This window comes from Streptomyces sp. AMJ-169, from assembly GCF_055597585.1.
The window spans coordinates 493697-505847 of the sequence record NZ_JBVLTJ010000002.1; the positions used below are offsets into that span (position 1 = coordinate 493697).

Consider the following 12151-nt stretch of genomic DNA (forward strand, 5'->3'; position numbering starts at 1 on the left):
GGCGGGCATTCCCGCCGGGCGTCCTCTCACACGAAGGGGGTACGGGCCGGCCGTACCGGAGGGGCCTCAGCCCCCGTACATCCTGCGCATCGCGAACTCCACCATCTGCTCGACCGCCTTCGCGTCGAACACCATCCGGTGCTCGCCCTCCATGTCGAGGACGAAGCCGTAGCCGGTCGGCAGCAGGTCGATGACCTCGGCGCCGGTGATGACGAAGTACTTGGACTCCTTGCCGGCGTACCGGCGCAGCTCCTTCAGGGAGCTGAACATCGGGATCACCGGCTGCTGGGTGTTGTGCAGCGCGAGGAAGCCGGGGGTGTCGCCGCGCGGGCAGTACACCTTCGACGTCGCGAAGATCTGCTGGAAGTCCTCGGCGGCCATCTGCCCGGTGGTGAACGCCCGCACCGCGTCCGCGAGCGACGGAGGGGACGGCTCCGGATAGAGGGGCGGCTGCTGGCCGTAGCCGCCGACACCGCCGGCCATCTGCTGCTGCGGCGGCGGTGCGTACTGCTGCTGGGCGCCCACGTTCTGGTCGTAGCCGTACATGGGGTTAAGCCTATCGAGCCACGGACCCATCCCAAGAGGCAACCGGCCTCCCTTACGGGCCCGCGGCCCCTTCCCGGCGCCCCGCGCATTTATCTATCGACCGCTGGGCAAACCCCGGGTAGATTTCCCTAACGCCCGCTACAGATATCACCCCGCCCCGCGAAGGAGCCCCCATGCCCACCCCCGCCCTCCTCCTCGCCCACGGCGCCGGCGGTTCGCTCGACGCCAACTACGGGCCCGTCCGGGAGGCCCTGGCCGCCGGCCACACCCTCGCCGGGATCGACTACCCCGGCACCGGCGCACGCCCCCGCAGCACCGAACCCCTCCAACTCGACTCCCTGGCCGACGAGTTGGTGGCCGAGGCGGACGCGCGCGGGCTCGAGCGGTTCGCCGTCAGCGGCTTCTCCCTCGGCGGACCCGTCGCCGTACGCCTGGCCGTACGCCACCCCGGGCGCGTCACCGGTCTCGTCCTGACCGCGCCCTTCGCGTACGCCGACGCCGAGATGCGGCTGAACTCGCAGGTGTGGAAGGCGCTCTGCGCGGGCGGTGACCCCGAGACGCTGGGGCGGTTCGCGCTGGCGCACGCGCTGAGCCCGGCCGCGCTGGCCGCGATGGACCCGGCGGAGCTCCAGGCGGCGGCGAAGGAGGCGGGGGCGACGGCTCCGGAGGGCACGGCCGATCACGTGGACCTGGTGCTGCGGACCGACGTACGGGCGGACCTCGCGCGGATCACCGTACCGACGCTGGTGGTCTCCCCGGTCGACGACCACCTCGTACCGCCGAGGCTGCACCGGGAGGTGGCCGCCGGGATCGCGGGGGCGGAGCTGGTGGAGGTGCCGGGCGGGCATCTGCCGTTCGCGGAGTGCCCGCAGGAGTGGGCCGGGCTGATCACCGGGTTCACGGCGACCCTCTGAAACGGCCGCCCCTACAGCCGTCCATACAGACGCCGTCCAGCACCGGGCCGCCGTCCATACAGAGGCCGTCCGGCCGCCCTTAGTAGGCCTGCTCACATTGGCCCGGTTGGGGTTGCGGCTTATTACCGACGGGTAGCATCATCGTAGCTACTTGTTGGTACGTGAACAGCCGCGAGGATCCAGTGCCTCGCCGATCCGCTACGGAGCAGTCGCCATGGGGCACTACAAGTCGAATCTTCGCGACATCGAGTTCAACCTCTTCGAAGTCCTCGGCCGCGACAAGCTGTACGGCACCGGACCGTTCGAGGAGATGGACGCGGAGACCGCGAAATCCATCCTGGAGGAGCTGGCCCGGCTCTCCGAGAACGAGATCGCCGAGTCCTTCGCCGACGGCGACCGCACCCCGCCGGTCTTCGACCCCGCCACGAACACCGCCCCGGTCCCGGCGTCCTTCAAGAAGAGCTACGACGCGTACATGGACTCGGAGTACTGGCGCCTGGGCCTGCCGGAGGAGATCGGCGGCACGACGGCGCCGCCGTCCCTGCTGTGGGCCAACGCCGAGCTGGTCCTGGGCGCCAACCCGGCGGTGTTCATGTACTCCTCCGGCCCCGCGTTCGCGCGCATCCTCTTCGAGGAGGGCACCGAGGAGCAGAAGAAGGCCGCCTCGGTCGCCGTCGAGAAGCGCTGGGGCTCCACGATGGTGCTGACCGAGCCGGACGCCGGTTCCGACGTCGGCGCCGGCCGCAGCAAGGCCGTGCGGCAGGAGGACGGCACCTGGCACATCGAGGGCGTGAAGCGGTTCATCACCTCGGGTGAGCACGACATGGAGGAGAACATCCTCCACTACGTCCTGGCCCGCCCCGAGGGCGCGGGACCCGGCACCAAGGGCCTGTCCCTGTTCCTCGTCCCGAAGTTCCTCTTCGACTTCGAGACCGGCGAGCTGGGCGAGCGCAACGGCGTGTACGCCACGAACGTCGAGCACAAGATGGGCCTGAAGGCGTCCAACACCTGCGAGATGACCTTCGGCGACCGCCACCCCGCCAAGGGCTGGCTGATCGGCGACCGGCACGACGGCATCCGCCAGATGTTCCGCATCATCGAGTTCGCCCGCATGATGGTCGGCACGAAGGCGATCTCCACCCTCTCCACCGGCTACCTCAACGCCCTGGAGTACGCCAAGGAGCGCGTCCAGGGCTCGGACCTGGCGAACTTCGCCGACAAGGCCGCCCCGAAGGTGACGATCACCCACCACCCCGACGTCCGCCGCTCCCTCATCACCCAGAAGGCGTACGCCGAGGGCATGCGCGCCCTCGTCCTGTACACCGCCTCGATCCAGGACACGATCGCCTTCAAGGAGGCGACCGGCGAGGACGCCAAGGCCGAGCACGCGCTGAACGACCTCCTCCTGCCGATCGTCAAGGGCTACGGCTCGGAGAAGGGCTACGAGCAGCTCGCCCAGTCGCTCCAGACCTTCGGCGGCTCCGGGTTCCTCCAGGAGTACCCGGTCGAGCAGTACATCCGGGACGCGAAGATCGACACCCTGTACGAGGGCACGACCGCGATCCAGGGCCAGGACTTCTTCTTCCGGAAGATCGTCCGCAACCAGGGCGCCGCCCTCAACGGCCTCGCCGAGGACATCAAGAAGTTCCTCGCGCTCGGCACCGGCGGCGAGGAGCTGGCGGGCGCCCGTGAGCACCTCGCGAAGGCGGCCGTCGAGCTGGAGGCGATCGTCGGCCTCATGCTGACCGACCTCCAGGCATCTCTTGAGGACGCCAGGAACGTCTACAAGGTCGGCCTGAACTCGACGCGGCTGCTGCTGGCCGCCGGTGACGTCGTCGTCGGCTACCTGCTCCTCAAGGGCGCCGCCGTCGCCGTCGAGAAGCTGGAGACCGCGTCCGCGAAAGACAAGAACTTCTACACCGGCAAGGTGGCGGCGGCGAAGTTCTTCGCGGCCAATGTGCTGCCCGGGGTGACCTTCGCGCGCAAGGTCTCCGAGGGCGTCGACCTGGACCTCATGGACCTGGACGAGGCCGCGTTCTAGACCGGCCGGTACCGGGCCCGCCGCTCCATGAGGAGAGGCGGGCCCCCGTAGTTAAAGTGACCTCATGAGCCAACCCGCCCGCTTCGACCGCGGCCACACCGACGACCTCAAGTCATTCCTCACGGCCAGCCCGACGCCGTACCACGCCGTGGCCGCCGCAGCGGAACGGCTGGAGAAGGCCGGTTTCCGTCAGCTGGCCGAGACGGACGCGTGGGACGCGGCGAGCGGCGGCAAGTACGTCCTGCGCGGCGGCGCGATCGTCGCCTGGTACGTCCCCGAGGGCGCCCGCCCGCACACCCCGTTCCGCATCGTCGGCGCCCACACCGACTCCCCGAACCTGCGCGTCAAGCCGCTCCCCGACGCCGGGGCGCACGGCTGGCGCCAGGTCGCCGTCGAGATCTACGGCGGACCGCTGCTGAACTCCTGGCTCGACCGCGACCTCGGCCTCGCCGGCCGCCTCTCCCTGCGCGACGGCGGCACCCGCCTGGTGAACGTCTCCCGCCCCCTGCTGCGCGTCCCCCAGCTCGCCATCCACCTCGACCGGTCGGTCACCGCGGAGGGCCTGAAGCTCGACAAGCAGCGGCACTTGCAGCCGGTGTGGGGCCTCGGGACCGCCCACGAGGGCGACCTGATCGCGTTCCTGGAGGAGGAGGCGGGCCTCTCTGCGGGCGAGGTCACCGGCTGGGACCTGATGACGTACCCGGTCGAGGCGCCCGCCTACCTCGGCCGCGACGAGGAGCTGCTGGCCGGCCCCCGCATGGACAACCTCCTCTCCGTCCACTCCGCGACGGCGGCGCTGGCGGCGGTGACGTCCGCGCGCGGCGACGAACTCCCCTACATCCCGGTCTTCGTGGCCTTCGACCACGAGGAGAACGGCTCCCAGTCCGACACCGGCGCCGACGGACCGCTGCTCGGCGGGGTCCTGGAGCGCTCGGTGTTCGCGCGCGGCGGCTCGTACGAGGACCGCGCCCGCGCCTTCGCCGGCACCGTCTGCCTCTCCTCCGACACCGGGCACGCCGTCCACCCCAACTACGCGGAGCGGCACGACCCGACGCACCACCCGCGCGTCAACGGCGGCCCGATCCTCAAGGTCAACGTCAACAACCGGTACGCCACCGACGGTTCGGGCCGCGCGGTCTTCGCCGCCGCCTGCGAGAAGGCGGGCGTGCCGTTCCAGTCGTTCGTCTCCAACAACGCGATGCCGTGCGGGACGACGATCGGCCCCATCACCGCCGCCCGGCACGGCATCCGGACCGTCGACATCGGTGTCGCGATCCTCTCCATGCACAGCGTGCGGGAGCTGTGCGGGGCCGACGACCCGCATCTGCTGGCGAACGCGCTGGTGGCGTTCCTGGAGGGGTGAACTCCTTCTCAGACGGCTGGCCTCCTCGGAGGAGGCTTCACTTCCCCCGGGTCGCGCGGGCGGTGTCCCGCAGCCACAGGGCGCTCGCCTTGGGTGTGCGCCGCTGGGTCTCGTAGTCGACGTGGACCAGCCCGAACCGCTTCTCGTACCCGTAGGCCCACTCGAAGTTGTCCATCAGGGACCAGCAGAAGTAGCCGCGTACGTCGGCCCCGGCCGCGCGGGCGGCGGCGATCGCGGCGAGGTGGTCGGCGAGGTAGGCGGTGCGGTCGGCGTCCTGGATGTGGCCGTCGGCGTCGACCGGGGAGCCGCTGTCGTCGAAGGCGGCGCCGTTCTCGGTGATGTAGAGGGGGAGCGCCGGGTACTCGTGGCTGAGCCGGGTGAGGAGGGCGGTCATGCCCTCGGGGTAGATCTCCCAGGGCATGGCGGTGGCGGGGCGGCCGGTCTGCGGGACGCTCTGGTAGCCGTGCGGGGTGTCGGCGGGCCGGACGACCTCGCGGAAGTAGTAGTTCACGCCGAGGAAGTCCAGCGGCTGCGCGATCGTCGTCAAGTCACCTTCCCTGACCGGGAGTTGGGCGTCCTGGCGGGCGAGGTCGGTGAGCAGGTCGGCGGGGTAGCGGCCCAGGAGCACCGGGTCGAGGTAGATGCGGGTGCCGAGCGCGTCGGCGCGGCGGGCGGCCTCGACGTCCTCGGGGGCGTCGGAGGCGGGGTGCGCGACGACGGGGTTGAGGGTGAGGCCGACCTGGGTGGCGGCGTCGGTGACGGCCCGGATCTCCTGGACGGCGAGGCCGTGGCCGAGGAGGAGGTGGTGGGCGGCCTTGGTGAAGTCCGGGAAGCTGGTGCGGCCAGGGGCGTGGTCGCCGAAGTAGTAGCCCAGCATGGCCGAGCAGAACGGCTCGTTGAGGGTGATCCAGTGCTTGACGCGGTCGCCGAGGGCCTCGGCGGCGAGGCCCGCGTACTCGGCGAAGCGGTACGCCGTGTCCCGCTCGGGCCAGCCGCCGGCGTCCTCGAGGGCCTGGGGGAGGTCCCAGTGGTAGAGGGTCGCCCAGGGGGTGATGCCCTTGGCGAGGAGTTCGTCGACGAGGCGGTCGTAGAAGGCGATGCCCCGGGCGTTGACGCCGCCCTTGCCGCCGGGCTGGATGCGCGGCCAGGCGAGGGAGAACCGGTAGGCGTCCAGGCCGAGCCGCCCGATCAGATCCACGTCCTCGGGCATCCGGTGGTAGTGGTCGCAGGCGACGTCACCGGTGTCCCCGCCGGCGACCTTCCCCGGGGTGTGACTGAAGGTGTCCCAGACGGAGGGCGTCCGCCCGTCCTCGGCCACGGCCCCCTCGATCTGGTACGACGCCGTGGCGGCCCCCCAGACGAAGTCGGCGGGCAGCCCCCGCACCGCCGCACTTCCGGCGGGCTCCGTGCTCGTAGCGGTCATCCGTTCCGCCTCCCTCACATCGGCACACCCTCCATGGGAGCGCTCCCAAGCAGGGTTGCCCACGCGGGGTGGGGGTGTCAATCGGGGTGGGGGTGAGGGAGCCGCTCGCGTGAGCCGGGGTGGGGGGGAAAGGCTCTCCCCACCCCTCGCGTGAGCGCTAGCCGTCCATCCCCGCCAGCACCAGCGGCAGCCGGTCGGTGCCGTTCTGGGTCAGGTGGACCGGGACGCCCCAGTCCTGCTGGTGGACGTGGCAGGCGGGGTATTCGTTGGCCGGGTCGTCGTCGCAGGAGGCGGCCATGGCCGAGACGTGGAGGACGCCTTGGCCGACCTCCGGGTTCAGGGTCAGGGTCCGGGAGAGGTCCGTGCCCGCGCCCTCGCCCGCGAGGAGGAGTTCCGGCGGGGTCGAGGAGATCAGGAGGCGGGTCGACGGGCCGTACCGGGTGTCCAGCTTCTGGCCGCTGGGGGCCTGGAAGATGATGTCCAACTGGAGCTCGCCCGGGGCGACTTCGGTGGCCGCCCGCTGGGTGCGGTGGGCGACGGCCGCCACGCGGACCGCCTCTTCCGGGAGCCGCAGCCGGGTCAGCCGGTGGCGCGCGGACTCGACGACCACCAGGTCCTCGCCGACCAGGACCGCGTCGCTCGGCTCCCGCAAGTCCGTCGCCAGGGTGGTGACTTCGCCGGTCGCCGGGTCGTAGCGGCGCAGCGCGTGGTTGTACGTGTCGCTGACGGCCACCGAACCGTCGGGCAGCGCGGTCACCCCCAACGGGTGCTGGAACAGGGCCTGTTCGGCGGCGCCGTCCCGGTGCCCGAAGTCGAAGAGACCGGTTCCGACCGCCGTATGAACGGTTCCGTCCGTATCGACCCACCTAAGGGCTGACGTTTCGGAATCGGCCAGCCAGAGCCGGTCAGAAGTCGCCGCGAGCCCGGACGGCTGGGCGAACCACGCCTCCGCGCCCGGCCCGTCGACGAGCCCTTCGTTGGTCGTACCGGCCGTCACCCCGACCGTCCCCGTCCGCGGGTCGTACGCCCACAGCTGGTGCACGCCGGCCATGGCGATCCACACCTTGCCGCCGAAGAGGGCGACGTCCCAGGGCGAGGAGAGGTCGATCTCCCGCGCGGGCCCGTCGGTCGGGGACCCCTGCCACCACTGCCGGCCCGTGCCCGCGAGGGTCGTGACCTCACCGGTGGCCAGATCGAGCCGGCGCAGCGCGTGGTTGACGGTGTCGGCGACGACCACGCCGCCGTCGTCCAGGAGCGCGAGCCCCTGCGGCTCGCTGAACGACGCCTGGCCGGCCGCCCCGTCCCCGAACCCCCGCACCCCGCTGCCGATCCGCCGTACGACGCTCTCGCCGTCCCGCTCCAGCTCGACCAGCTGATGCCGGGTCGTGTCGCTGACCAGGAAGTTCCCGGAGGGCAGCAGGAGGGCCTTGCCGGGGAAGCGCAGGGCCGTCGGCTGCGGCTCGGGGGCGACGTACGGGCCGCTCCCCCGCCGCAGCGTCCCCTTCGCCGCGTGCTCCTCCTCCAGCTCGGCCACCAGGCGCTCGATCGCGTGCGCGTGCCCCTCGCCGGCGTGCTGCGCGACGACGTACCCCTCGGGGTCGATCACGACGAGCGTCGGCCACGCGCGCACCGCGTACTGCTTCCACGTCGCCAGCTCGGGGTCGTCCAGCACCGGGTGCTCCACCCCGTACCGCTCGACCGCGTCGACGACCGCCTGATGCTCCGCCTCGTGCACGAACTTCGGCGAGTGCACCCCGATCACGACCACCGTGTCCTGATGCTTCTCCTCCAGCTCCCGCAGTTCGTCCAGGACGTGCAGGCAGTTGATGCAGCAGAACGTCCAGAAATCCAGGATGACGATGCGTCCGCGCAGGTCGGCGAGGGTGTACTGGCGGTCGCCCGTGTTCAGCCAGCCGCCCTTGCCGACCAGCTCGGGGGCCCGGACGCGGACGCGGCGGGGAGTGGAGTCGTTCATGCGTACAAGGGTGCCATCCGGCACTGACAGTCCACCCTGCGAGGGGTGTGGCCGGTTACGGTCACCCCAGGGCGTGCCCCACCGTCGCGTCCACATGCCCCGGCACCTCCTCGTGCCGGTCCCCCACGCTCAGCGTGCCGCTCGGTTCGAGGACCAGGATGTCGGTCGGGACGGGGGCGTAGGGCTTGTGCTCGGTGCCGCGCGGGACGGTGAAGACGCTGCCCTTGGGGAGGACGACCGTGCGTTCCCCCGCGGGCTCCCTCAGGGCGATGTGCAGCTCCCCCTCCAGGACGAGGAAGAACTCGTCGGTGTGGTCGTGCGCGTGCCAGAGGTGTTCGCCCTCGACATGGGCGACGCGGACGTCGTAGTCGTTGACGGTCGTGACGATCCTGGGGCTCCAGCGCCGGTCGAAGGAGGCGAGGGCGGCGGTGAGGGAGATCGGCTGGTCTGTCATGGGGATCATGCTGGCTCTGGCCGGCGTGTCCCGGCGAGTGCTAGGAATCGCACATGCCGCAAGAATCCTCGCAGCCCCATCGGGTCGTCCTCCTGGTGGACGCCGGCTCCAACCCCTTCGAGATGAGCTGCGCGATCGAGATCTTCGGCCTCCCCCGCCCCGAACTCGGCCGCAGGCTCTACGACTTCACTCTCTGCGCGGCCCACCCGCACACCTCGATGCGCGACGGCTTCTTCACGCTCACCGGAGTCGCCGGGCTGGAGGCGGCCGAGACGGCGGACACCCTGATCGTCCCGAACCGGCCCGACGCCGAGACCCCGCGCGCGCGGGACGTCCTCGAAGCGATCCGGCGCGCGCACGCGCGCGGGGCGCGGCTGATCGGCTTCTGCTCGGGCGCGTTCACCCTCGCCGAAGCGGGCCTCCTGGACGACCGCAGGGCGGCCTGCCACTGGATGTGGGCACCGGCGTTCCGCAGGCGCTTCCCGCGCGTGCGGCTCGAACCGGACGTCCTGTTCGTCGACGACGGCGACATCCTGACCTCCTCCGGCAGCGCCGCCGCGCTCGACCTGGGGCTGCACGTCGTACGCCGCGACCACGGCGCCGAGATCGCGAACGCCGTCTCGCGCCGCCTGATCTTCGCGGCCCACCGGGACGGCGGCCAGCGCCAGTTCGTGGAGCGCCCCGTCCCGGACGTCCCCGACGCCTCCCTGGGCCCCCTCCTGGAATGGGCCCAGGAGCGCCTGGGAGAGCCGCTGACGGTCCCGGAGCTGGCCGCCCGCGCCGGAGTCTCCCCGGCGACCCTGCACCGGCGGTTCCGCGCGGAGCTGGGTACGACGCCGCTGGCGTGGCTGACCGGGGAGCGGGTGGCGCTGGCGTGCCGGCTGATCGAGCGCGGGGAGGCGCGGCTGGACGTCGTCGCCGCGCGGTGCGGTCTGGGGACGGCGGCGAACCTCCGCGCGCGCGTGCGGGAGGCGACCGGACTCAGCCCGTCGGCCTACCGGCGGCGTTTCGGGCCCGCGCGCGGGGAAGCCGTACCGGCATGAGATTCCTGGTGCGCGACCGCATCCTCGGCTTCGGCGAGGACTACTGGATCGAGGACGACCGGGGGCGGAAGGTGTTCCTGGTCGACGGGAAGGCCATGCGCCTGCGGGACACCTTCGAGCTGAAGGACCTCCAGGGGCACGTCCTGATCGACATCCACCAGAAGATGTTCGCGCTGCGCGACACCATGGTGATCGAGCGGGACGGCGAACCCCTGGCGACGATCCGCCGCAAACGCCTCTCCCTGCTGCGCAATCACTACCGCGTCCACCTGGTCGACGGCACCGAACTCGACGTCAGCGGCAAGATCATGGACCGGGAGTTCGCGGTCGAGTACGACGGCGAGCTGCTCGCCGTGATCTCGCGCAGGTGGCTGCACGTGCGCGAGACGTACGGCGTCGACGTGATCCGGGAGGACGCCGATCCGGCGCTGCTGATCGCGGTCACCGTCTGTGTCATCCACCTCGCGGAGAAGGAGCGGGAGGACGACTGAAATCCGACCGGGGTCCGGCTGAAAACCCGGCGGTCCCGATCCGGGAGCCGGCGCCCGCGATCCGGAAGCCCGGCGGTCCTGTTCCCGAAGCCGGCGTCCCCGGTCAGCGCCGGGGCGCCGCCACCCCCAGCACCCGGTCCTTCAGCGCCGGGAACACCTCCCGCACCTCCGCCACCTTCCCGGGCTCGAACTCCACGGTGAGGACCTCCTCGCCGTGCCCGGCCTCGCCCAGCACGACCCCCCACGGATCGACCACGATCGAGTGACCCGCCTGGGGAACTCCGGCGTGCGTCCCGGCCGTTCCACACGCAAGCACGAACGACTGGTTCTCGACCGCCCGCGCCTGAGCCAGCAGCGTCCAGTGCGAGCGGCGGCGCTCCGGCCAGCCCGCCGAGATGACGAGGGTCTCGGCGCCGGAGTCGACGAGACCGCGGAAGAGTTCGGGGAAACGGAGGTCGTAGCAGGTGGCGATACCGAGGACGGTGTGCGGCAGCGCGAGGGTGACCAGCTCGGCCCCAGCCCCCATCAGGACGGCCTCGCCCTTGTCGAAGCCGAAGCGGTGGATCTTGCGGTAGGAGGCGGCGAGTTCACCGGAGGGCGAGAAGAGGAGGGAGGTGTTGTAGAGGGCTCCGTCAGCGCCCCGCTCGGGGATCGACCCGGCGTGCAGCCAGACGCCCGCGTCGCTCGCGGCCTTGGCCATGACCTCGTGGGTGGGCCCGTCCAGCGGCTCGGCCTCGGTGCCGAACAGCTCGTAGGCGAAGGCTCCGGTGGTCCACAGCTCGGGGAGGACGACGAGATCGCAGCCGTGCTGCTCGCGTACGAGAGCGGCGGCGCGCTCCCTGCGGGCGGCGACCGATTCGTCCTCGTCCACGGAGATCTGGATCAGAGAAGCGCGCACAGTACCACCGTCCTGGCATTCGGGTAGTTCACATCGGCCTACGATCGTCACACGAAAGCACTGCCGGGGGCTCGCTCAGCAGCGTAACTTAGCGTGCTACGACACCACCTCCCGCTGGCAACGACGCCACCTAGCCGCTACCCGTGATCGACCGCCGAGGGGTCCCGTTCCTGTGAGTCTGCATCCCACCCTCCAGCCCTACGCCGACGCCTGGACCCACTCCATCGAAGCGATATCCGAGCTGCTGAGCCCGCTGGTGGAGGCCGACTGGAACCGCCGGACGCCCTGCCCGGGCTGGTCGGTGCGCGATGTCGTCTCCCATGTCATTGGCCTCGACTGCGAGATGTACGGCGACCCCCGCCCGATCCACTCACTGCCGCGCGACCTGTTCCACGTGACGACGGACCACCAGCGGTACATGGAGGTCCAGGTCGACGTCCGCCGCCACCACACCTCCCCCGAGATGACGGCCGAGCTGGAGTACACGGTCATCCGCCGCAACCGGCAGCTGCGCAATGAGAACCGCGCGCCGGGTCACAAGGTGCGCGGCCCGCTCGGCGCGGAGCTGACGCTGGAGGAGTCGATGCGCGGCCACGCGTTCAACGTGTGGGTGCACGAGCAGGATCTGCGCACGGCGCTCGGCGAGCCCGGCAACCTCGACTCGCCGGGCGCGCACATCGCGCGGGACGTCCTGCTCGACGCGCTCCCCGCGGTGGTGGCCGACCGCTCCGACGCCCCGCGCAGTTCGGCGATCGTCTTCGACGTGAACGGCCCGGTCGAGTTCCTGCGCACGATCCGCGTCGACATCCAGGGCCGCGGCACTCTGGAGACGGCCCCCGCGCTGGGCCCGGCCGCCGCGTTCACCCTGGACTGGGAGACGTACGTACGGCTGGCGTGCGGCCGGGTGACGCCGGAGGGGGCCGCCGACCGCGTCAAGGCGGAGGGCGACCCGACGCTGACGGCGGCGATCCTGCGGAACTTCGCGGTGACGAACTGACGCGCC

Annotated in this window: 11 protein-coding genes; 6 read left to right on the forward strand and 5 right to left on the reverse strand. The window is 71.4% G+C overall.

The annotated features are described in order from the left end of the window. Positions 1–66: 66 nt before the first annotated feature. Positions 67–546 carry an SseB family protein gene (locus ACYUD3_RS06805; RefSeq protein WP_470965211.1) on the reverse strand — a complete coding sequence of 160 codons (480 nt, stop codon included), beginning with the start codon at positions 544–546 and terminating at the stop codon, positions 67–69. Between the two features lie 173 nt (positions 547–719). Here ACYUD3_RS06805 and ACYUD3_RS06810 point away from each other — a divergent pair, with 173 nt between their 5' ends. The 3 genes from ACYUD3_RS06810 (at position 720) to ACYUD3_RS06820 (ending at position 4864) form a co-directional block, all read left to right on the forward strand. Continuing rightward, complete coding sequence (locus ACYUD3_RS06810; protein WP_470965214.1) at positions 720–1460, forward strand: alpha/beta fold hydrolase; 741 nt, start codon at positions 720–722, stop codon at positions 1458–1460. A 214-nt stretch (positions 1461–1674) separates the two neighbouring features. After that, positions 1675–3501: an acyl-CoA dehydrogenase gene (locus ACYUD3_RS06815; RefSeq protein WP_470965216.1), complete on the forward strand. Its 1827-nt coding sequence runs from the start codon at positions 1675–1677 to the stop codon at positions 3499–3501. A gap of 64 nt (positions 3502–3565) precedes the next feature. Continuing rightward, a complete protein-coding gene (locus ACYUD3_RS06820; RefSeq protein ID WP_470965219.1) occupies positions 3566–4864 on the forward strand; it encodes a M18 family aminopeptidase in 1299 nt (432 codons plus the stop codon). A gap of 37 nt (positions 4865–4901) precedes the next feature. Here ACYUD3_RS06820 and ACYUD3_RS06825 read toward each other — a convergent pair whose 3' ends face one another. From ACYUD3_RS06825 to ACYUD3_RS06835, 3 genes are all read right to left on the reverse strand, one after another. Further along, positions 4902–6287 carry a GH1 family beta-glucosidase gene (locus tag ACYUD3_RS06825; RefSeq protein ID WP_470965221.1) on the reverse strand — a complete coding sequence of 462 codons (1386 nt, stop codon included), beginning with the start codon at positions 6285–6287 and terminating at the stop codon, positions 4902–4904. A 157-nt stretch (positions 6288–6444) separates the two neighbouring features. Next, positions 6445–8262: an NHL domain-containing thioredoxin family protein gene (locus ACYUD3_RS06830; protein WP_470965224.1), complete on the reverse strand. Its 1818-nt coding sequence runs from the start codon at positions 8260–8262 to the stop codon at positions 6445–6447. A gap of 61 nt (positions 8263–8323) precedes the next feature. Then, positions 8324–8716 carry a cupin domain-containing protein gene (locus ACYUD3_RS06835; protein WP_470965227.1) on the reverse strand — a complete coding sequence of 131 codons (393 nt, stop codon included), beginning with the start codon at positions 8714–8716 and terminating at the stop codon, positions 8324–8326. 53 nt (positions 8717–8769) lie between these two features. On the opposite strand from ACYUD3_RS06835, the gene ACYUD3_RS06840 reads away from it, so the two are divergent. Next, positions 8770–9759, forward strand: coding sequence for a helix-turn-helix domain-containing protein (locus ACYUD3_RS06840; protein WP_470965230.1), 990 nt, complete (start codon positions 8770–8772; stop codon positions 9757–9759). Beyond that, positions 9756–10250, forward strand: a complete 495-nt coding sequence (locus ACYUD3_RS06845) for an LURP-one-related/scramblase family protein (RefSeq protein WP_470965234.1) — start codon at positions 9756–9758, stop codon at positions 10248–10250. The genes ACYUD3_RS06840 and ACYUD3_RS06845 overlap by 4 nt, the downstream gene beginning before the upstream one ends. Before the next feature lie 103 nt (positions 10251–10353). Here ACYUD3_RS06845 and ACYUD3_RS06850 read toward each other — a convergent pair whose 3' ends face one another. Continuing rightward, positions 10354–11148 (reverse strand): carbon-nitrogen family hydrolase, encoded by a 795-nt coding sequence (locus tag ACYUD3_RS06850; protein ID WP_470965237.1) that lies wholly within the window; start codon positions 11146–11148, stop codon positions 10354–10356. A gap of 172 nt (positions 11149–11320) precedes the next feature. On the opposite strand from ACYUD3_RS06850, the gene ACYUD3_RS06855 reads away from it, so the two are divergent. Beyond that, positions 11321–12145, forward strand: coding sequence for a maleylpyruvate isomerase family mycothiol-dependent enzyme (locus tag ACYUD3_RS06855; RefSeq protein WP_470965240.1), 825 nt, complete (start codon positions 11321–11323; stop codon positions 12143–12145). Positions 12146–12151 lie beyond the last annotated feature (6 nt).

Coding starts and splice junctions, on each gene's coding strand:
- ACYUD3_RS06805 (WP_470965211.1), bottom strand. CDS start 546: ATGTACGGCTACGACCAGAACGTGGGCGCCCAGCAGCAGTACGCACCG.
- ACYUD3_RS06810 (WP_470965214.1), top strand. CDS start 720: ATGCCCACCCCCGCCCTCCTCCTCGCCCACGGCGCCGGCGGTTCGCTC.
- ACYUD3_RS06815 (WP_470965216.1), top strand. CDS start 1,675: ATGGGGCACTACAAGTCGAATCTTCGCGACATCGAGTTCAACCTCTTC.
- ACYUD3_RS06820 (WP_470965219.1), top strand. CDS start 3,566: ATGAGCCAACCCGCCCGCTTCGACCGCGGCCACACCGACGACCTCAAG.
- ACYUD3_RS06825 (WP_470965221.1), bottom strand. CDS start 6,287: ATGACCGCTACGAGCACGGAGCCCGCCGGAAGTGCGGCGGTGCGGGGG.
- ACYUD3_RS06830 (WP_470965224.1), bottom strand. CDS start 8,262: ATGAACGACTCCACTCCCCGCCGCGTCCGCGTCCGGGCCCCCGAGCTG.
- ACYUD3_RS06835 (WP_470965227.1), bottom strand. CDS start 8,716: ATGACAGACCAGCCGATCTCCCTCACCGCCGCCCTCGCCTCCTTCGAC.
- ACYUD3_RS06840 (WP_470965230.1), top strand. CDS start 8,770: ATGCCGCAAGAATCCTCGCAGCCCCATCGGGTCGTCCTCCTGGTGGAC.
- ACYUD3_RS06845 (WP_470965234.1), top strand. CDS start 9,756: ATGAGATTCCTGGTGCGCGACCGCATCCTCGGCTTCGGCGAGGACTAC.